Raw genomic sequence first — 21,143 nt, forward strand, 5'->3', positions numbered from 1 at the left:
GTATTTCTGATTTCGCCATCACAGTCAATGATTTAGGTGAGATAAAGAAACACAAGACAGTTTCGTTCGATATTTTTTCTTTTTTGTTCATAAATGAAGGTGAACAAAATGTTTTGAGTAGTTGACACGAATGGGCGACAATGGTAAATTAGGTAAGACATGCTAGTTTTGAAGAAAGTGCGGGTGAAGAAAAAATGAGCACGAAAAAAACTGCTTTAGCTTGTTCAGTATGCGGATCAAGAAATTACCAAGCACGAACAAGTGAAGGAAACCGTTCAGAACGTTTAGAAGTCAAAAAATTCTGTAAATATTGCAACCAACATACGCTGCATCGTGAAACGAAATAGATACCATGACTGATCAGAAAAAGGAGCAAGAAGATGGGGAAAATGAAAAACTTTTTTAGTGATGTGATCCATGAAATGAAAGTTGTTACTTGGCCAACGAAAAAGGAAATGAGCAAACACATTCCAACTGTCTTCTCGGTTGTAGCCTTTTTTGCTGTCTTCTTTTTCGCTGTGGATTATGTCTTAACAACGCTGTTGGATCTGTTGATTTAAGATAATACTGATTAAAACTAGCGCAATGATTTGACAAGTGCTATAATAGAACCAATAGATGTGTACGAAACCTTTCTTAGATGATAAGAGGGTTTTTTATTATGCTGAAAAGTGCTTTAATCGAAGCCGATTTTTAAGGAGAGTGTACAATGGAACAAGTTGAAAGTCCAAAACAATGGTATGTGTTGCATACGTATTCTGGATATGAAAATAAAGTCAAACAAAACATTGAATCGCGTGCAAGCAGCATGGGAATGGAAGAAAATATTTTTCGAGTAGTGGTTCCTGAAGAAGAGGAACATGAAACGACAAAAACTGGAAAAGAAAAAGTAATCATGAAAAAAATCTTTCCTGGTTATGTACTCGTGGAAATGATCATGTCAGATCAAGCTTGGTATATCGTAAGAAACACACCAGGCGTGACAGGTTTTGTTGGTTCTCATGGAGCAGGGAGCAAACCATCTCCGCTTTTGCCGGAAGAAGTCAAGACGATTCTCCGCAGCTTAGGAATGAGCGCTCGTCATCAAGATATTGCATTTGAAGCAGGGGAAACAGTGATGATCGTTGAAGGCGCCTTTAATGGAATGTCCGGTAAGGTCACTGAGATTGACAATGAGAAAGGCAAAATCAAAGTCAATGTGGAAATGTTTGGTCGTGAAACCAGCACAGAGCTTGAATTTGATCAAGTAGACAAACTGTAATATTTTTAAATGAATCAGAAGAAGTAGCGAAAAAAGAGCTGAAATCAGCTCTTTTTTTATGCCCTTATTCAGAGTATCTCTGTTGTATCGGTTAAGCGAAAAGTATAGGTGTTTTCTTCTATTTCGCCATCTTGGTCGAATCGTTTTTCTTTAAAAAGCACATTCCACTGCTGATCGATCAGGATCACAGATGAACTGACTGTGCCATATTTTTGAGAACGAACGAATATAGAGGACGCTTCTCGTTCAAGTTCGATTGGAAGATCTGTTTTAGGTAACTGCTCATCAGCGGCTTTTTCGTTGTTTTGCAGCAGTTGAAATAAGTACTCAGCATCTTGCTGAGGATCGGTCTTATTTAAATTTGCGATTCCAGCCTTTATTTTTTCAAGTTTTGGCCAAGGGGTATCCAAAGAAGCATTGCTGATACCGTGGACATGATGCGACACCGATGTTAAGTTGTCTTCTAGATTATTGTAATGAAACAACTTGTCTCTTTGAATATCTCCAAACAGAAAGTTGTATCCAGCATATTGCTGGCGCGTTTCTTTTAGCTTTTTGCCAAAGTCTTCAGCTGAAACCGTTTCAGTCAAGAAGCTTTTGACTAAATTTCCTCTTGAAGTTTGCCTTTGAAAGCCTTGTTTTTTTTGTTGTGCATGAATATTCGTGACGACAGCGAAACGACCGCTTCTAGTCAATCCGAGCCACGTTCCTTTATGAAGAAGATCTTGACCGGCGATCAATTGACGTTTGTTTGGCCAAAAGTGGATAGCTTTTGTCGGACGATCATAAGCTTCGTCGCGATTGCCCGCAAATACAAAACGATAGGTTGCGGCGGGATGTAATTGGAATCCTAAAGTGCACATCAGCTGCTGCTCCTTTCAATGGATGGCTAATTGTCTTGATTGTCTCATCTCTTATTATAGAAGGACAGTTGTTGCATTGATAGTTTGCTGTTTTGTTCGCTAGTAAATGAAAGGGAAATTCATTATAATAAGCGCAATAGAAATAGAAAGCGAGTGAAAAAGAATGAGAGAAATGATTTCACTATTGTCGGAAGCAATGAATCGTATTCATGATGCTATGCAATCTTGGGTTGGCGTTGCGATGTCTGACAAAGAACTGCATTTCTTTGTTGTGGGTATGATTGGTATGCTGACTTTTTTTGCTTTATTTGTATTGGTCAAGATCATTCAACAATTGAAATTCAGTACGACGATCATTGCTTTTATTTTTGCCTTTATCTTAATGGTTGTATTTGTATTTGCAATTGAGATCCAGCAAGCTGTCACACAGAGCGGCAATATGGAGTTTGCTGATGCTGTCGCAGGATTATGGGGCTTTATCGTTTTCTTCATTGTTTATGCTGTCATAGCGGGTGCTTTTTATGGTTTATTCAAGTTCTTAAGATGGGGCAAAAGATCAACGTCAAATCGAAAACCGAAAAAAGCGAGGAAAAAGAAAAGCCGTCCTGTTCAATCTGCAGTCTATGAAGAACCAAAGGATGAAGAGCTAAAGGTAGAAGAACAAGAGCCAATCAAATACCGCTCTGATTTGAGAAAATGAATCAAAGACAGTCCCGCTAAGCAGAAATGAAACCAATATGGATGAATACTGCCGAGTGAAGGGCAGAAGAAGTGAAAATAACTGGAGTTTTCACTTTCAGTGGACGGCAGCTAAAAACAAAAAAGCGAAAACTGATTTTAGTTGTTGCACTTTGAAGCCAATGATGATAAGATATTTTAGTGTGTTTAGGCAAACTCGTCTGGACACAACATAAGTGGAAGGGGAAATCTTAACCCCATTAAACCACATCACGGACTAAATCAAGGAGGTATGTCTCGTGGCAAAAAAAGTTGTTAATGTCGTAAAATTGCAAATCCCTGCAGGTAAAGCAAGTCCTGCTCCACCAGTAGGTCCAGCATTAGGTCAGGCACAAGTAAACATCATGGGGTTCTGTAAAGAATTCAATGCACGTACAGCCGACCAAGCAGGAATGATTATTCCAGTTGTTATTTCTGTATACGAAGATCGCTCATTTACATTCGTAACAAAAACACCACCAGCTGCAATTTTGTTGAAAAAAGCTGCAGGCGTTGAAACAGGTTCTGGCGAACCAAACACGAAAAAAGTGGCTACTGTTACTCGTGACCAAGTTAGAGAAATCGCAGAAACAAAACAACAAGACCTTAACGCTGCAGATGTAGAAGCTGCAATGAGAATGGTCGAAGGTACTGCTCGAAGCATGGGATTTGTTGTAGAAGACTAATCTGCTTTCAAAGCTTCTCAGTATCTCCTCGCATGTATCTCATGCGGGAAGTAAGTGGGAGGTTAAACCGTTACAACCACATTCAAGGAGGAAATAAATCATGGCTAAAAAAAGCAAAAAGTATTTAGCTGCTTTAGAAAAAGTAGATAGCTCAAAAGCTTATTCAGTAGAAGAAGCTGTAGCTTTGATCAAAGAAATCAGTTATGCAAACTTTGATGCAACTGTTGAAGTTGCTTATCGTTTAGGCGTTGACCCTAAAAAAGCTGACCAACAAATTCGTGGTGCAGTTGTTCTTCCAAACGGAACAGGGAAAACACAAAAAGTTTTAGTTTTTGCTAGAGGTCCTAAAGCGACTGAAGCAGAAGAAGCAGGCGCAGATTACGTTGGTGATTCTGACTTGGTTCAAAAAATCAATGGTGGATGGATGGACTTCGACGTTGTCGTTGCAACTCCAGACATGATGGGTGAAGTTGGTCGTCTTGGACGTGTCCTTGGACCTAAAGGTTTAATGCCAAACCCTAAAACAGGTACAGTTACAATGGATGTAACAAAAGCTGTTAACGAAATCAAAGCTGGTAAAGTAACTTACCGTGTGGACAAACAAAGTAATTTGCATGCTCCAATCGGAAAAGTTTCTTTTGACGCAGAAAAATTAGTTGAAAACTTCAAAACAATGCAAGACACTGTAATGAAGGCTAAACCTTCAACTTCTAAAGGTATCTACATCAAAAACTTGTCCATCACTTCAACATTTGGACCTGGCGTGAAAGTAGATCCATCTAGTTTCTAATTTAACATAAAAAAATGCTTGACCTGGAAGAGGATAACTGATACACTCTTCTAGGTTAAGTCAATAGAATTAACTTATTACCGAAGACAGCAGGTGGCGCAGCCTTAATGTCCTGCCGAGGATGATATGTTCGCATACACACTCTCTCTATGTCTAAGGTGACATGGGGTTTTTTTATTTTTTAAAAGAAAATAGGAAATTCCAGCCAAATGATCAGGAGGTGAAACGTCAATGAGTGAAGCAGCAATTGCTAAGAAACAAGTACTAGTTGAAAAAGCAGCAGATAGCTTTAAAGAAGCAGTATCCGTTGTTGTGGTTGACTACCGTGGATTAACGGTTGAAGAAGTAACTGAATTACGTAAACAATTACGTGATGCAGGAATTTCAATGAAAGTCATCAAAAACACGATCCTGTCTCGTGCAGCTAAAGCAGCTGGTATCGAAGGTATGGACGATGTATTCAAAGGACCTACAGCCGTAGCGTTCAGTAAAGAAGATGTCGTTGCACCAGCTAAGATTATTGCAGACTTTGCAAAAAATGCAGAAGCTTTAGAAATCAAAGGCGGCGTTATTGAAGGTAAAGTATCTTCAGTCGATGAAATCCAAGCTATCGCAAAACTACCAAACCGCGAAGGATTGCTTTCTATGCTGTTATCAGTACTTCAAGCTCCTGTCCGCAACACTGCACTTGCAGTCAAAGCTGTGGCAGACCAAAAAGAAGAAGTTGCTTAATTAAAGCGAACTTCTATCAAGCACCAAAAGCAAGTTAAAATAAAAAAAAGAATAGAACATAATGGAGGAAACAAACAATGGCATTAAACATTGAACAAATCGTTGCTGATTTAAAAGAATCAACAGTATTAGAATTAAACGACTTAGTAAAAGCAATTGAAGAAGAATTTGGCGTAACTGCAGCTGCTCCTGTAGCTGTAGCAGGTGGCGCTGGTGAAGCTGCTGCTGAAGAACAAACAGAATTCACAGTAGAATTGACTTCTGCTGGTTCAGCTAAAATCAAAGTTATCAAAGTTGTTCGTGAAGCTACTGGCTTAGGCTTGAAAGAAGCTAAAGCATTAGTTGACGAAGCTCCAAAACCAATCAAAGAAAATGTTTCTAAAGAAGAAGCAGAAGAATTGAAAGCTAAAATCGAAGAAGTTGGCGGAGCTGTAGAAGTTAAATAATTTCTCAAGGACGTTTAACGATAAAGGGGTATGGGTCAGCAATGGCACATATCCCTTTTTTTCAGTTCTTATGTTATGATTTTTGGTGAAGGTTCCAAAAGAAAGTTCATAGCAGCTTTTTAAAATATTCTATCAACATTAAATATAGAATGCTTCAATTCTTGGTTGATGAGTGACCAGCTGGAAGGAGACGAAGCACTTCTTGCAGAAATAAATTGCCAACCGATGAAAGCTGCGTTCAAAGAGACCAAAAAGAAAGGAAGGAACTTATGGCAGATCATTATTATACAAATAAGCCTCATGCAGAGAGCGACGAGTCAACATGGACATATACCTTATTGGGGCAGACTTTTCGTTTTACGAGTGATACAGGTGTATTTTCTAAGCGTACGATTGACTTTGGTTCACGGCTGCTGATCGAGACGATGGATTTCTCATCTTTGCCGTCTGGAAATTTGCTGGATGTAGGTTGTGGCTATGGACCAATCGGGTTAGCTTTTGCAAAAACTGAACCAGCTAGAGAAGTGGAGATGGTTGATGTTAACGAACGGGCAGTTGCATTGGCTCGGAAAAATGCTGCCCAAAATGAGATCAACAATGTGAACATCCATGTTTCCAATATATATGAAGCCGTTGAAGGGAAAAAACTAGCAGCTGTTGTCAGCAACCCGCCTATTCGTGCTGGAAAAAAAGTAGTACATGAGATCTTGACGGGATCTTATCCGCTCCTAGCAGAAAGCGGTGTGTTAGTTATTGTGATCCAAAAGAAACAAGGCGCACCAAGCGCACAAAAAAAGATGGCAGAAACCTTTGGAAATGTCGAGATTGTTGAAAAAGATAAAGGCTACTGGATCCTAAAAAGCGTGAAAATTACAGGATGTGAAGAAACGCGGTTAGAAAACGAAGACTGACGTAATCCTGACGCAAACAGCCCAGCAAAGAAGAAACACATACTCGTCAGCAGTATGGGTACCAAATAAAACATAAAAGCCTCTTTATGCCACACTCAGAAGCAGAAACGAGTTCGAGTACGAGATAAGAGACCGTTTATGCCACACTCAGAAGCAACATTAGGCTGGAGTATGTGATAAGAGATGTTTTTGGCACTTATAAGAATAACGCAAGCAACTCAGTGCAGCGGGTGTGCGGCTGTTACAAGTTCTCGGGAACAGCTCAACGCTAAAGGAAGCGGAGAAAGCTTGCGAAACCAAAGCTATTGTTCGGTTCGGCAGAAAAATGCCATTGTTCTTTACGTTGGGTGAATGTTTTATGACACTCGCTAAAGTAGTATGTCTAAATAAGCAGGTGTATGTTTCCCAAACGCTTGCAGAAACAGCGGGTCAAGTGAACTTCTGCAGAACAAAGTGCAATACCGTTCGAAGAGGTTCATACCTCACCGGTGAAAAGCAATTTGTTTGTCCTGCAAATAGGACCGTTTGTTAAAAGAAGATGAAAATAAAAAAGATAGTCGGCATCAATGCAAAGTTTTTTTGCTAACGACTCATTGACACGATTTAGGTGAATTTTAGGTGTTGACTTTCTTCTTTAATTCGTTTAAAATAATTTAATGCAATAGTATCGATAGTTACGGCATTTTTGAGTTGAAATATTGTCCAATTCTTAATGCTAAAAGGAAAAACAAAAGAAACAGTGATTTTTTTCGAAAAAGTTCACAGTCTTTTGGTTTTTTTTTGGTCTAAAATTCAGTTTATCTGTTATTTGTTACTGCATTTTCGTAATTGTAACAGAAATGTAATGTTTTTTAGACGGGCTAAAAAGATACTAAAAATCATTTGAGGGGTGAACAGGTTGGCAGGCCATTTAGTAAATTACGGAAAACACCGTACGCGTAGAAGTTATGCACGAATCAATGAAGTATTAGAGCTGCCTAATTTGATTGAGATTCAAACAGATTCTTATCAATGGTTTTTAGATGAAGGATTGCGCGAAATGTTCAAAGACATTTCCCCAATCGAAGATTTTGCCGGAAACTTGTCTTTGGAATTTTTAGATTACACACTACAAGAACCTAAATATACATTAGAAGAAGCACGTGCACATGATGCAAACTATTCTGCACCAATGTATGTGAAATTGCGCTTGATCAATAAAGAAACAGGAGAAGTCAAAGACCAAGAAGTCTTCTTTGGCGACTTTCCATTAATGACTGAAATGGGTACATTTGTCATCAATGGTGCTGAACGTGTTATCGTTTCTCAATTGGTCCGTTCACCTGGTGTTTATTTCCACCAAAAAGTAGATAAAAATGGCCGTGAAGGTTTTGGTTCAACGTTGATCCCGAACCGCGGAGCATGGTTGGAATTTGAAACAGATGCTAAAAATGTTTCATATGTCCGTATTGACCGTACACGTAAAATCCCATTGAGTGTCTTGGTTCGGGCAATCGGTTTTGGCTCAGATGACCAAATTTTGGAAATCTTGGGAGAAAATGAATCTTTACGTTTAACATTAGAGAAAGACTTGCACAAAAACGCAAGCGACTCACGCGTAGAAGAAGCCCTAAAAGATGTATACGAACGATTGCGTCCTGGCGAACCTAAAACAGCTGACAGCTCAAGAAGCTTGCTAACTGCTCGTTTCTTCGATCCAAAACGTTATGATTTGGCTGCTGTAGGACGTTACAAAGTCAACAAAAAATTAAGCTTGAAAACACGTTTGTTCAACCAAACGATCGCTGAAACTTTAGTAGATCCTGAAACAGGGGAGATCATTGTTGAAGCTGGCACATTGTTGGATCGTAAACAAATGGATAAATTGGACCCTTACTTGGATAACGGCATCAATAATGTCACGTACTACCCAAGTGAAGATGGTGTTACACCAGAACCAATCACTTTACAATCTGTTAAGGTATTTTCAAAAGTAGACGCAGAACGTGTGATCAATATGATCGGCAATGGAAACGTCTCTGAAGATTACAAACACATCACACCTGCAGATATCTTAGCTGCAATGAGCTACTTCTTTAACTTGCAAGAAGGGATCGGCAATGTTGATGATATCGACCACTTAGGTAACCGTCGTATCCGCTCTGTTGGTGAATTGCTGCAAAACCAATTCCGAATCGGTTTGTCTCGGATGGAACGTGTGGTTCGTGAACGGATGTCTATCCAAGATATGGCGACAATGACGCCGCAACAACTGATCAATATTCGTCCAGTTGTAGCTGCAATCAAAGAATTCTTTGGTTCTTCTCAATTGTCTCAATTTATGGACCAAACGAATCCGCTAGGCGAATTGACGCACAAACGTCGGTTATCTGCTTTAGGACCCGGTGGTTTGACAAGAGACCGTGCCGGTTATGAAGTACGGGACGTTCACTATTCTCACTATGGCCGTATGTGTCCGATCGAAACACCTGAAGGACCGAATATCGGGCTGATCAACAGCTTATCTAGTTATGCAAAAGTAAATAAATTTGGTTTTATTGAAACACCTTATCGTCGTGTTGACCGCGAATCACACAAAGTTACAGATGTCATCGACTACCTAACTGCTGATGAAGAAGACAACTATGTGATCGCACAAGCGAATGCGCCATTAAATGAGGACAGTACCTTTGCAAATGACACCGTATTGGCTCGTTATGTCGATGAAAACTTAGAAGTAGCGATCGACCGCATTGACTACATGGACGTTTCTCCTAAACAAGTAGTTGCTGTCGCAACAGCATGTATTCCTTTCTTAGAAAATGACGACTCCAACCGTGCGTTGATGGGTGCGAACATGCAACGTCAAGCTGTACCGTTGATCAATCCTGATGCACCTTATGTTGGAACAGGTATGGAACACGTAACAGCAAAAGACTCTGGAGCTGCTTTGACTTGTAAGAATAGCGGTGTCGTCGAGTTTGTAGATGCCAAAGAAATTCGCGTCCGTCAAGACAACGGTGCGTTAGACAAATATTCTGTTATCAAATTCCAACGTTCAAATGCTGGTATGTGCTACAACCAACGTCCGATCGTTGCTGCAGGAGACCGCGTTGACAAAGGCGAAATCTTAGCAGATGGACCTTCTATGGACCAAGGCGAGTTGGCTTTAGGCCAAAACCCAGTAGTTGCGTTTATGACATGGGAAGGGTACAACTTTGAAGATGCGGTCATCATGAGTGAACGCTTAGTCAAAGATGATGTTTATACTTCTATTCACATTGAAGAATTTGAATCTGAAGCACGTGATACAAAACTTGGACCTGAAGAAATCACGCGTGAAATTCCAAACGTCGGTGAAGATGCCTTGAAGAACCTTGATGAGAGAGGCATTATCCACATTGGAGCTGAAGTTAAAGACGGCGATTTGCTTGTTGGTAAAGTCACTCCTAAAGGTGTTACAGAATTATCTGCTGAAGAACGTCTGTTACATGCTATCTTTGGAGAAAAAGCTCGTGAAGTTCGTGATACTTCTCTTCGTGTGCCACATGGCGGCGGCGGAACAGTACACGATGTAAAAATCTTTACACGCGAAGCTGGCGATGAATTATCTCCAGGCGTAAATATGTTGGTTCGTGTTTATATTGCTCAAAAACGTAAAATCAACGTTGGGGATAAAATGGCTGGACGTCACGGAAACAAAGGGGTCGTTTCTTTGATCCTTCCAGAAGAAGACATGCCATTCTTACCTGATGGTACACCAATCGATATCATGTTGAACCCATTAGGGGTACCATCTCGGATGAATATCGGACAAGTTATTGAAACACACATGGGTATGGCTGCTCGTAACCTTGGCATCCGCATTGCTACGCCAGTATTTGACGGAGCACGCGAAGAAGATGTTTGGGATACGGTAAAAGAAGCAGGAATGGCTGCAGATGCGAAAACAGTCATTTATGACGGACGTACTGGTGAACCATTTGACAACCGTGTAACAGTTGGGGTCATGTACATGATCAAACTGGCTCACATGGTCGATGACAAATTGCATGCTCGTTCAATTGGACCTTACTCATTGGTTACACAACAACCACTTGGAGGTAAAGCTCAATTTGGTGGACAACGTTTTGGAGAAATGGAAGTTTGGGCACTGGAAGCTTACGGTGCTGCATATACCTTGCAAGAAATTTTAACGTACAAATCAGATGACGTGGTTGGCCGTGTGAAAACTTATGAAGCAATCGTCAAAGGCGAACCAATCCCAACACCAGGTGTACCTGAATCCTTCCGAGTATTAGTGAAAGAATTGCAATCACTTGGACTGGATATGAAAGTATTGGATGCAAACGACGAAGAAATCGAATTGCGTGACATGGATGACGACGAAGAAGCACCAGTAGACGCACTGAAAAAATTCGCTGAAGCACAAGCGGCAAAAGAAGAAGCAGAAGCACAAGCAGCAGAAACCACAGAAGAATAGGATGCGGAGCGAGGTCGATAGAGGCGACAGGAAAATGAAAAAGCGCGGCGCAGAGCACCCCGCGCATGCGAGCGACTTTTGAATTTTACCCGAGACTCTACCTCGCGCAGCTCAACTAAGAATAGGATGCGGAGCGAGGTCGATAGGGGCGACAGGAAAATGAAAAAGCGAGGCGCAGAGCATCCCGCGCATGCGAGCGACTTTTGAATTTTACCCGAGCCACTACCTCGCGCAGCTTACCTACAATTCAGAGTGAAAAAGTAAAACCGTTATCGGAATCACTGTTGCCATTTCGGCAAAGTGTATTCTGTCTCTAAGCAATCGAAATCGTAAGAGTCATGATAACGCGGAGCGCCACAAGTTTGTTGTGGTGCTGTCCGTTTGATAAAAAATGAAAAAGAAGCAAGAACCAACATGAGCAGTTAGGGCAGCTCAACAATAATAAAGGGAGGTACGCCCCTTGATAGATGTTAACAATTTTGAAAGTATGCAAATAGGTCTGGCTTCTCCGGACAAGATTCGCAGTTGGTCATATGGCGAAGTAAAAAAACCTGAAACGATCAACTACCGTACATTAAAACCAGAACGCGACGGCCTATTCTGTGAACGTATCTTTGGGCCAACAAAAGATTGGGAATGTGCCTGCGGAAAGTATAAACGGATCCGTTACAAAGGAATCGTCTGCGACCGTTGTGGCGTAGAAGTAACACGTTCAAAAGTTCGTCGGGAACGTATGGGACACATTGAATTGGCAGCTCCTGTTACACACATTTGGTACTTCAAAGGTATTCCTAGCCGAATGGGATTGATTTTGGACATGAGCCCTCGTGCATTAGAAGAAGTTATTTACTTTGCTTCTTATGTTGTCATCGAACCAGGCAACACGCCTCTTGAAAAGAAACAATTACTTTCTGAAAGAGAATACCGTGAAAAACGTGCTCAATACGGCAACGAGTTTAAAGCTGAAATGGGTGCAGAAGCCATTAAACAGTTATTAAACGACGTAAAATTAGATAAAGAAATCGATGTTTTGAAAGAAGAATTGGCAACGGCAACTGGTCAAAAACGGACCCGTGCTGTTCGTCGTTTGGACATTCTAGAAGCTTTCAAATCTTCAGGCAATGAACCTTCATGGATGGTCATGGATGTCGTTCCTGTTATCCCTCCTGAAATCCGTCCAATGGTTCAATTAGAAGGCGGACGTTTCGCAACGAGTGACTTGAATGATCTGTATCGTCGAGTGATCAACCGGAATAACCGTTTGAAACGCTTGTTAGACCTAAATGCACCTCATATTATTGTGCAAAATGAAAAACGGATGCTGCAAGAAGCTGTTGATGCGTTGATCGACAATGGCCGTCGCGGTCGCCCCGTTACTGGACCAGGTAACCGTCCTTTGAAATCCTTGTCTCACATGCTGAAAGGGAAACAAGGACGTTTCCGTCAAAACTTGCTTGGTAAACGTGTTGACTACTCTGGACGTTCTGTTATCGTTGTTGGACCAACTTTGAGAATGTATCAATGTGGCTTGCCAAAAGGTATGGCAATTGAGTTATTCAAACCATTTGTCATGAAAGTATTGGTCGAACGCGGCCTTGCAAACAACATCAAAAATGCAAAACGCAAAATCGAACGTCAAGATGACGACATTTGGGACATCCTAGAAGAAGTTATCCGTGAACACCCTGTTCTATTGAACCGGGCACCTACACTTCACAGATTAGGGATCCAAGCTTTTGAACCTGTATTGGTCGAAGGAAAAGCGATCCGTTTGCATCCGTTGGTGTGTGAAGCTTATAACGCCGACTTTGACGGAGACCAAATGGCTGTCCACGTTCCATTAAGTGATGCTGCACAAGCTGAAGCACGCTTGTTGATGCTAGGTGCTCAAAACATTTTGAACCCTAAAGATGGTAAACCAGTTGTTACACCTTCCCAAGATATGGTTTTAGGTAACTATTACCTAACAATGGAAGAAGCTGGACGTGAAGGGGAAGGAATGACTTTCAGCAGTATCGAAGAAGCAGAATTGGCTTACCAACAAGGTTATGTACACTTGCACTCACGTATTGGTATCCAAGCGAAAGATATTCCTGAAAAACCATTTACAGAATGGCAAAAAGATAAGATCTTGATCACAACAGTGGGTAAATTGATCTTTAACCAAATCATGCCAAAAGAATTTGCTTACTTGAATGAACCAACACGAGTTAACCTTGAAGTTCAAACGCCAGATAAGTATTTCGTTTCTTATGGAACAGATATTCCAGCTCATATCAAAGAGCAAGAATTGATCGCGCCATTTAAGAAGAAAAACTTAGGAAACATCATTGCGGAAGTCTTCAAACGGTTTAAAGTGACAGAAACATCTAACATGCTTGACCGAATGAAAAACTTGGGTTACAAACATTCAACAAAAGCAGGTATCACTGTTGGTATCGCTGATATCAACCATTTGAAAGAAAAACCTGAAATCTTAGCACAAGCACACAAGCAAGTGGAGAAAATCACGAAACAATTCCGTCGTGGTTTGATCACAGACGAAGAACGTTATACAAGTGTTATCGACGTTTGGAATGCTGCTAAGGACACGATTCAATTACGATTGATGGACATGTTGGAAGACAGCAACCCAATCTTCATGATGTCTGACTCTGGAGCACGTGGTAACATTTCCAACTTTACTCAGTTAGCAGGTATGCGTGGATTGATGGCCGCTCCAAATGGACAAATCATGGAATTGCCGATCACTTCTAACTTCCGTGAAGGCTTGTCAGTTATGGAAATGTTTATTTCAACGCACGGTGCCCGTAAAGGAATGACCGATACGGCTCTGAAAACAGCTGACTCTGGTTACTTGACACGTCGTTTGGTTGACGTTGCGCAAGATGTCATCATTCGTGAAGATGACTGTGGAACAGATCGCGGTTTGACCGTTCGTGCTATCAAAAATGGAAATGAAATCATTGAAACATTGGAAGAACGTTTAATTGGACGTTATGCAATGAAATCTGTGGTTCATCCTGCAACGAGCGAAATCATTGTTAGCAAGAATGACTTGATCACAGAAGATTTGGCTAAAACGATCGTTGACACTGGTATCGAAGAAGTGACGATTCGTTCAGCCTTTACTTGTAACACGCCACATGGTGTCTGCAAACACTGTTATGGACGTAACTTGGCAACAGGTGCTGAAGTCGAAGTTGGTGAAGCAGTTGGTACGATCGCTGCTCAATCAATCGGTGAACCAGGTACTCAGTTGACCATGCGTACTTTCCATACTGGTGGGGTTGCCGGAGACGATATCACTCAAGGTCTTCCTCGTATCCAAGAAATTTTTGAAGCACGTCATCCAAAAGGTCGTGCAGTGATCACAGAAGTTACTGGTGAAGTTATTTCTATTGAAGAAAAACCTGCTGACCGTACAAAAGAAGTTGTCATCAAAGGCGCAACCGATACAAGAACCTATAGTGTTCCATTTACTGCCCGCATGACTGTAGCTGAAGGCGACATCGTTTATCGTGGAGATGCTTTGATTCAAGGTTCGATCGATCCGAAAGAACTATTAAGCGTCAGCAACGTTGTAACGGTTCAAAAATACATGTTGCAAGAAGTACAACGTGTATACCGGATGCAAGGGGTAGAAATTGGTGACAAACATATTGAAGTAATGGTTCGTCAAATGATGCATAAAGTACGTGTCCTTGATCCAGGCGACACTGAATTGCTTCCTGGTACAATGATTGATGTACACGACTTTATGAAAGAAAATAGAAACTCCCTAATGACAGGCGGATTGCCTGCAACTGGTCGTCAAGTATTGCTTGGTATCACCAAAGCTTCCCTTGAAACGAACAGCTTCCTATCTGCCGCTTCATTCCAAGAAACAACTCGGGTATTAACAGATGCCGCTATTCGTGGCAAACGTGATCCATTACTTGGACTGAAAGAAAATGTTATCATTGGTAAAACGATCCCTGCTGGTACTGGTATGCGGAAATATCGCAACATGGAACCAAAAGGCATCGGTGTTGTCAGCGAAAATGTTTACAGCATCAATGATCAACTTGAAGCAGAAGCCGAACAAGAATAAGCCTTTAAAAAGTAAAGAAAGCAACCAAGATCAGGAGAACATCCTGGTCGCGGTTGCTTTTTTGTATATACTTCTAGCAAAAGGACCGACTGATAACAAATGGGCAGCAGAACGTACCAACTCAAGAGCCACATTCAGTTCGAGTTAGTTAATAAGAGACGTTAATGACAAACTCAAGAGCCGCATCTAGTTTGAGTTAGTCAATAAGAGACGTTAATGACGAACTCAAGAGCCACATTCAGTTCGAGTTAGTTAATAAGAGACGTTAATGACGAACTCAAGAGCTGTATCTAGTTTGAGTTAGTCAAAAAGAGACATTAATGACAAACTCAGGAGCCGCACCCAGATTGAGTAGGTCAATAAGAGACGTTAATGACGAACTCGAGAGCTGCACTCAGGTTGAGTTAGTCAATAAGAGACGTTAATGACAAACTCAAGAGCCGCATCTAGTTCGTGTTAGTTAATAAGAGACGTTAATGACAAACTCAAGAGCCACATTCAGTTCGAGTTAGTTAATAAGAGACGTTAATGACGAACTCAAGAGCTGCATTCAGTTTGAGCGAAACATAGAATAGATAGGTGCTTAAGCCCTTCGCTATGAGGATGATAGGCGAGTCAATCGCCTATCTTCTACTGGAACAAAAGGAAAAGACTCGTCATGGACGAGTCTTGACAGCATTTTTGAAAGTCAGAGAGCTGCAAACAAAACTTTCTAAGGCAGAGACGTGCTTTTTCAATACCTATGAATGTTGAACAGTAGCTAGGTATGTTAAGGTTGAAGGGAAGAAGAAGCAGCTAACAAGAGGATTGGCGTCAAGAAAGTAGAGATAAAGAAAATAAACTGAGGTGAAGAAAATGAAAGCCATACGCGTGAGTGAATTTGGTAAACCAGATGTTTTAAATATGCAAGAGATTGAACGTCCTAAGCCAAAAGCAGATGAAGTGTTGATCAAGGTTGCCTTTGCTGCAGTCTTACCGATCGATACGAAAATTCGTCAGGGAAAAGTGATGAAAAAGAAATTCCCTTATACTCCCGGTATTGCGGTGTCTGGAACAATTGTTGAAGTGGGAACAGCAGTATCAGGTTTTGAAGTAGGAGATCCAGTGTTCGGCCGTACAAAAGGTGGCGCTTATCAAGAGTTTGCAAGAATTCCCCAATCTCAGCTCAATCATAAACCGAAGTTGCTGACATTTGCAAAAGCTGCTGCGATTATTGCAGGAGCAGAAACGGCTTGGAAAGCATTGTTTACACAAGGAAAGCTGCAATCGGATGAGCGCGTTTTGATTCAAGGCGCAGCAGGAGGAGTAGGACACATTGCTGTCCAGTTAGCGAAGTGGAAGGGAGCAGAGGTGATCGGAACCGCTTCATCAAAAAATCAAGACTTTTTAAGAGAGCTTGGGATAGACCAAGCGATCGATTATCAAACGGAAAGTTTTGAAACAGCTATGACAGAGAAAGTCGATCTGGTAGTAGATTTGATCGGCGGAAAAGTGCAAGAACGTTCTTTGCACGTATTGAAACAAGGTGGTCGTCTTGTTTCTTTGGTCGAAAACGCTGCTTCTGAAGAGGCTAAAGCAATGGGAATCGATCTGATCTACAGTCAAGAAAGCCCAACGCTGGAAGATTTGGACAAATTGGCTGAACTAATGGCTGTGGGTATCGTGAAAACTGTAATTGAGAGCGTGTATGATTTTACAGAAGAGCAAGTACAAGCAGCTACAATGAAATGTGAGACAGGACACGGTCAAGGCAGAATCTTGCTTCGTATAGCAGAAGATTAAGGCAAACAGGTGCATCAGCTGTTCTTTGTCCATGAGTAGAGAAAGATGGATAAAGAACAGCTTTTTTGGTCTGCACATTCATTTGGGAAAAAGGTCGTTAGTCAGGGCAGAAGGAAAATCGGTAAACTTTGAAAAAAAGCTGTTCCTATATAAACTGCTGTAAAGGAACCAAAGAAAATAAATGGCGCAAAAGGGATAGGCTGCTTTTTATCGTAGCCTTTCAAAAGGTAGAGCGGCAGACAAATCAATAGAGCAGACAAAGAAGTCAGCAGCAAAGCCAGGATCATTTGCTGGTAGCCAACCAAAAAAGCCAGAATGCCAAAGTATTTGACGTCTCCGCCGCCGATGCTGCCTGGATAAAAATGGTACATCAAGCTGAAAAGCAAGAAAAAAACTAAACCTGTAAAACCTCGGATCATCAGCTGAGTGGGGTGGGCGTAAAAGATCCAGACCAATGATAGTAGCAGAAAAGGCAGCATAATGACGTCAGGAAGCAGTTGATAAGAAAGATCAGAAACGAAAAAAATAAGACCGAACGTGAGCAGTAAAAAAAGTTGAAGAAAGAAAAATAGGTCGCCATTTGCCTTAAAGTAAGAGAGTGCCAACAAGCCAGCAGCTAAACTCTCTGTTAGCGGATAGAGAGGCGGAATCTTGCGATGGCATTGATAACAGGTTCCCCGTTGCAAAAGATACGAGAGGACGGGAATCAATTCGAACGCTGATAAACGGTGCTGGCAGTGGGGGCAATGAGAAGGGGTAGAGATGATCGATTGATGCAGCGGGACCCTTAAGCCGACGACCATCAAAAAAGAACCCCAAATGCATCCATACAATAAAAGAGAGAATAAGATAAAACTGTCTGACATGTGAATCACTCCTTTTAAGATCTAATGTAAGATACGCAAAATAAAAGAGAAACCGTTGATGAAGAGGATATTTTGTTCAAAGCAGGATGGAGCTGAGAAGGCTTTCAGAAAATGCAAATAATTTCTTTAGATAAAATGTTGACAGCAGAAGGCAGACGTGTTATTATTCAAAAGGTGCTTTTGTACGCAGATTCCTGTTCTTCAGTCGTGCTGACTGTTGTTGCAAGAGCCTTTCACACACATCTGCGTTGTTGTTTGTAGAGCAACCTTTCTTTTTTTTATTAAAAAGAAACACCTGGATGTGTGGGATTAGAAAGATAACATTTGGAAGGGAGGCAGAAACATGCCAACAATTAACCAATTGGTACGCAAACCTCGTAAAACGAAAATTGAAAAATCTGAATCTCCAGCTTTAAATAAAGGGTATAACAGCAAAGCTAAAAGACAAACAACTGTTTACTCTCCACAAAAACGCGGTGTTTGTACTCGTGTAGGTACAATGACACCTAAGAAACCGAACTCAGCATTACGTAAATATGCACGTGTTCGTTTGTCTAACCTGATCGAAGTAACAGCTTATATCCCAGGTGAAGGCCACAACTTGCAAGAACATAGTGTTGTTCTTATTCGTGGAGGCCGTGTTAAAGACTTGCCAGGGGTACGTTACCACATCGTTCGTGGCGCTTTAGATACAGCTGGTGTTACTGACCGTAAACAAAGCCGTTCTAAATATGGTACGAAAAAACCTAAAAATTAATCACTACTAAATGAAATCATTGTTGAAAGGAGGAATTTGAATGCCTCGTAAAGGTCCTGTCGCAAAACGTGATGTGTTGCCAGATCCAATTTATAATTCAAAATTGGTTACTCGTTTGATCAACCGTTTAATGGTTGACGGTAAACGTGGTAAAGCTGCAACTATTCTTTATAATGCATTTGATATGGTTAAAGAACAAACTGGTAATGACCCAATGGAAGTTTTTGAGTCAGCTATGAAAAACATTATGCCAGTTCTTGAAGTTAAAGCTCGTCGTGTAGGAGGTTCTAACTACCAAGTTCCAGTTGAAGTACGTCCTGAACGTCGCGCAGCATTGGCACTTCGTTGGTTAGTCAGCTACTCTCGCCTACGTGGTGAAGACACGATGGAACTACGTCTTGCTAGAGAAATCATGGACGCTGCTAACAATACTGGTGCAGCTGTTAAAAAACGTGAAGATACACATAAAATGGCAGAAGCTAACAAAGCTTTCGCTCACTATCGCTGGTAAGATCGTTAAACCTGTCGATTTGTCGGCAGCTTAAACATCACACTTAAACATGACATAAAAAGAAATAAGTAAGAGAGGTGTAATTCCAAGATGGCAAAGAGAGAATATTCTCTAGAAAATACCCGTAATATCGGAATCATGGCTCATATCGATGCTGGTAAAACAACAACGACTGAACGTGTCCTTTATTACACTGGTCGTATCCACAAAATTGGTGAAACTCATGAAGGTGCTTCACAAATGGACTGGATGGAGCAGGAACAAGAACGTGGAATCACGATCACTTCTGCTGCAACAACTGCTGCCTGGAAAGGTCACCGTGTAAACATCATCGATACACCAGGACACGTAGACTTCACTGTTGAAGTTGAACGTTCTCTACGTGTATTGGATGGTGCTGTTGCTTTACTTGATGCACAATCAGGTGTTGAACCTCAAACAGAAACAGTTTGGCGTCAAGCAACAACATATGGTGTTCCCCGTATTGTTTTTGTAAACAAAATGGACAAACTAGGTGCAGATTTCCTATATTCTGTAGGTACGATTCATGATCGTCTACAAGCAAATGCTCATCCGATTCAATTGCCGATCGGTGCTGAAGATAATTTCACTGGAATTATCGACTTGGTTAAAATGAAGGCTGAAATTTACGAAGATGACTTAGGTATGAATATTCGTGAAGAAGATATTCCTGAAGAATACCAAGAAATGGCTGAAGAATGGCGCACGAAATTGTTTGAAGCTGTTGCTGAAACAGACGAAGATTTCATGATGAAATATCTAGAAGGCGAAGACATCTCAGAAGATGAATTGAAAGCAGCAATCCGTAAAGCTACGGTCAATGTTGAATTCTATCCAGTTCTTTGTGGTTCTGCCTTCAAAAACAAAGGTGTTCAGATGATGCTAGATGCAGTCATCGATTATCTTCCATCTCCATTGGATGTTCCTCCAATTGAAGGATACAGTGTAGATGATCCTGATGAAGTCATCAAACATCATGCAGATGATGAAGAACCATTTGCAGCTTTAGCCTTTAAAGTAATGACTGACCCATATGTGGGACGTCTAACATTCTTCCGTGTATACTCAGGTACGTTAGAAGCTGGTTCATATGTTATGAACGCTACAAAAGGTAAACGTGAACGTGTGGGACGTATCCTACAAATGCACGCTAACTCTCGTAGTGAAATTCCTGAAGTATTCTCTGGAGATATCGCAGCTGCTGTTGGTTTGAAAGATACAGCTACTGGTGACACGCTAAGTGATGAAAAAGTTCAAGTTATTCTTGAATCTATGGAATTCCCAGAGCCTGTTATCCAAGTTGCAATCGAACCAAATTCTAAAGCTGACCAAGATAAAATGGGTATCGCTTTACAAAAACTAGCTGAAGAAGATCCTACTTTCCGTGCTGAAACAGATCACGAAACAGGTGAAACGGTTATTGCTGGTATGGGTGAATTACACTTAGACATCATTGTTGACCGTATGAAACGTGAATTCAACGTTGAAGCTACTGTTGGTGCGCCACAAGTATCTTACCGTGAAACATTCACAAAAGCTTGCCAAGCTGAAGGTAAATTCGTACGTCAATCAGGTGGTAAAGGTCAATACGGACACGTTTGGATTGAATTCTCACCAAACGAAGAAGGTGCTGGCTATGAATTTGAAGATGCAATCGTTGGGGGAGCTGTTCCTCGTGAATACATCCCAGCTGTTGACTCAGGTTTAGAAGCGGCTATGGAAAACGGTGTTCTTGCCGGTTATCCATTAGTAGACGTTAAAGCTAAACTTTACGATGGTTCATATCACGATGTCGACTCAAGTGAAACAGCCTTTAAAGTTGCTGCTTCTCTTGCATTGAAGAATGCTGCTAAAAAAGCTGGCCCTGTTATTTTAGAACCAATGATGGCTGTCGATGTTACGATTCCTGAAGAATACTTGGGAGATATCATGGGACACATCAGTGCTCGTCGCGGACGCATCGAAGGTTCAGAAGTTCGTGGAAATACTAATATCGTTAAAGGTTTGGTTCCACTATCTGAAATGTTCGGTTATGCTACGACATTACGTTCTTCAACACAAGGTCGCGGTACATTCTCTATGCAGTTCGATCACTACGAACCAGTACCAAAATCAATTGCCGAAGAAATCATCAAGAAAAACGGCGGCAACGCAGGTTAGTCCTGTGCTAAATAAGCCGTAAAGTATTGCTTTTCTTCAAAAAAATCGTTATAATTCTTACTAAAGAATAGGGGCAGACTGCCGT

At 41.2% G+C, this 21,143-nt stretch carries 17 protein-coding genes and 1 other annotated feature; of the genes, 15 read left to right on the top strand and 2 right to left on the bottom strand.

Annotation, left to right across the window (positions count from 1 at the left end):
• The first annotated feature begins 194 nt into the window (after window positions 1–194).
• From rpmG to nusG, 3 genes are all read left to right on the top strand, one after another.
• Window positions 195–347, top strand: a complete 153-nt coding sequence (gene rpmG / locus BM057_RS02315; protein ID WP_047393130.1) for a 50S ribosomal protein L33 — start codon at window positions 195–197, stop codon at window positions 345–347.
• 33 nt (window positions 348–380) lie between these two features.
• Entirely contained in the window at window positions 381–560 is a 180-nt protein-coding gene (gene secE, locus BM057_RS02320; RefSeq protein ID WP_047393133.1) for a preprotein translocase subunit SecE, read from the top strand.
• 149 nt (window positions 561–709) lie between these two features.
• Complete coding sequence (gene nusG / locus BM057_RS02325) at window positions 710–1,261, top strand: transcription termination/antitermination protein NusG (RefSeq protein ID WP_047393136.1); 552 nt, start codon at window positions 710–712, stop codon at window positions 1,259–1,261.
• Window positions 1,262–1,329: 68 nt separating this feature from the next.
• On the opposite strand, the gene BM057_RS02330 is transcribed toward nusG, so the two are convergent.
• A complete protein-coding gene (locus BM057_RS02330) occupies window positions 1,330–2,124 on the bottom strand; it encodes an NRDE family protein (protein ID WP_092091256.1) in 795 nt (264 codons plus the stop codon).
• 163 nt (window positions 2,125–2,287) lie between these two features.
• Here BM057_RS02330 and BM057_RS11620 point away from each other — a divergent pair, with 163 nt between their 5' ends.
• The 9 genes from BM057_RS11620 to BM057_RS02375 all read left to right on the top strand — a co-directional run bounded on the left by BM057_RS11620 (window position 2,288) and on the right by BM057_RS02375 (window position 16,743).
• A complete protein-coding gene (locus tag BM057_RS11620) occupies window positions 2,288–2,824 on the top strand; it encodes a hypothetical protein (protein ID WP_052181926.1) in 537 nt (178 codons plus the stop codon).
• Between the two features lie 277 nt (window positions 2,825–3,101).
• Entirely contained in the window at window positions 3,102–3,527 is a 426-nt protein-coding gene (rplK, locus tag BM057_RS02340; RefSeq protein WP_047393141.1) for a 50S ribosomal protein L11, read from the top strand.
• 100 nt (window positions 3,528–3,627) lie between these two features.
• Window positions 3,628–4,317 carry a 50S ribosomal protein L1 gene (rplA, locus tag BM057_RS02345; protein ID WP_047393143.1) on the top strand — a complete coding sequence of 230 codons (690 nt, stop codon included), beginning with the start codon at window positions 3,628–3,630 and terminating at the stop codon, window positions 4,315–4,317.
• Window positions 4,318–4,379: 62 nt separating this feature from the next.
• Window positions 4,380–4,502, top strand: a sequence feature (ribosomal protein L10 leader region).
• 46 nt (window positions 4,503–4,548) lie between these two features.
• Window positions 4,549–5,049, top strand: a complete 501-nt coding sequence (gene rplJ, locus BM057_RS02350) for a 50S ribosomal protein L10 (protein ID WP_047393146.1) — start codon at window positions 4,549–4,551, stop codon at window positions 5,047–5,049.
• Between the two features lie 77 nt (window positions 5,050–5,126).
• Entirely contained in the window at window positions 5,127–5,495 is a 369-nt protein-coding gene (rplL, locus tag BM057_RS02355) for a 50S ribosomal protein L7/L12 (RefSeq protein ID WP_047393148.1), read from the top strand.
• A 269-nt stretch (window positions 5,496–5,764) separates the two neighbouring features.
• Window positions 5,765–6,406: a class I SAM-dependent methyltransferase gene (locus BM057_RS02360; RefSeq protein WP_092091258.1), complete on the top strand. Its 642-nt coding sequence runs from the start codon at window positions 5,765–5,767 to the stop codon at window positions 6,404–6,406.
• An 898-nt stretch (window positions 6,407–7,304) separates the two neighbouring features.
• A complete protein-coding gene (gene rpoB / locus BM057_RS02365; protein WP_047393151.1) occupies window positions 7,305–10,868 on the top strand; it encodes a DNA-directed RNA polymerase subunit beta in 3,564 nt (1,187 codons plus the stop codon).
• 460 nt (window positions 10,869–11,328) lie between these two features.
• Window positions 11,329–14,961, top strand: a complete 3,633-nt coding sequence (rpoC, locus tag BM057_RS02370; protein WP_092091262.1) for a DNA-directed RNA polymerase subunit beta' — start codon at window positions 11,329–11,331, stop codon at window positions 14,959–14,961.
• A gap of 855 nt (window positions 14,962–15,816) precedes the next feature.
• Window positions 15,817–16,743, top strand: coding sequence for an NADP-dependent oxidoreductase (locus BM057_RS02375; RefSeq protein WP_092091264.1), 927 nt, complete (start codon window positions 15,817–15,819; stop codon window positions 16,741–16,743).
• A 101-nt stretch (window positions 16,744–16,844) separates the two neighbouring features.
• On the opposite strand, the gene BM057_RS02380 is transcribed toward BM057_RS02375, so the two are convergent.
• Window positions 16,845–17,609, bottom strand: a complete 765-nt coding sequence (locus tag BM057_RS02380; protein WP_092091266.1) for a prepilin peptidase — start codon at window positions 17,607–17,609, stop codon at window positions 16,845–16,847.
• 343 nt (window positions 17,610–17,952) lie between these two features.
• On the opposite strand from BM057_RS02380, the gene rpsL reads away from it, so the two are divergent.
• The 3 genes from rpsL (at window position 17,953) to fusA (ending at window position 21,058) form a co-directional block, all read left to right on the top strand.
• The gene (rpsL, locus tag BM057_RS02385; protein WP_047393162.1) at window positions 17,953–18,366 is read left to right on the top strand and encodes a 30S ribosomal protein S12; all 414 of its coding nucleotides are present in this window, start codon (window positions 17,953–17,955) and stop codon (window positions 18,364–18,366) included.
• 40 nt (window positions 18,367–18,406) lie between these two features.
• Window positions 18,407–18,877 (top strand): 30S ribosomal protein S7, encoded by a 471-nt coding sequence (rpsG, locus tag BM057_RS02390; protein WP_047393165.1) that lies wholly within the window; start codon window positions 18,407–18,409, stop codon window positions 18,875–18,877.
• Window positions 18,878–18,967: 90 nt separating this feature from the next.
• On the top strand, window positions 18,968–21,058 hold the full coding sequence (gene fusA, locus BM057_RS02395; protein WP_092091268.1) for an elongation factor G: 2,091 nt from the start codon (window positions 18,968–18,970) through the stop codon (window positions 21,056–21,058).
• Window positions 21,059–21,143 lie beyond the last annotated feature (85 nt).

The organism is Pisciglobus halotolerans (assembly GCF_900113675.1).
In the GTDB taxonomy this organism is placed as follows: Bacteria; Bacillota; Bacilli; order Lactobacillales; family Carnobacteriaceae; genus Pisciglobus; species Pisciglobus halotolerans.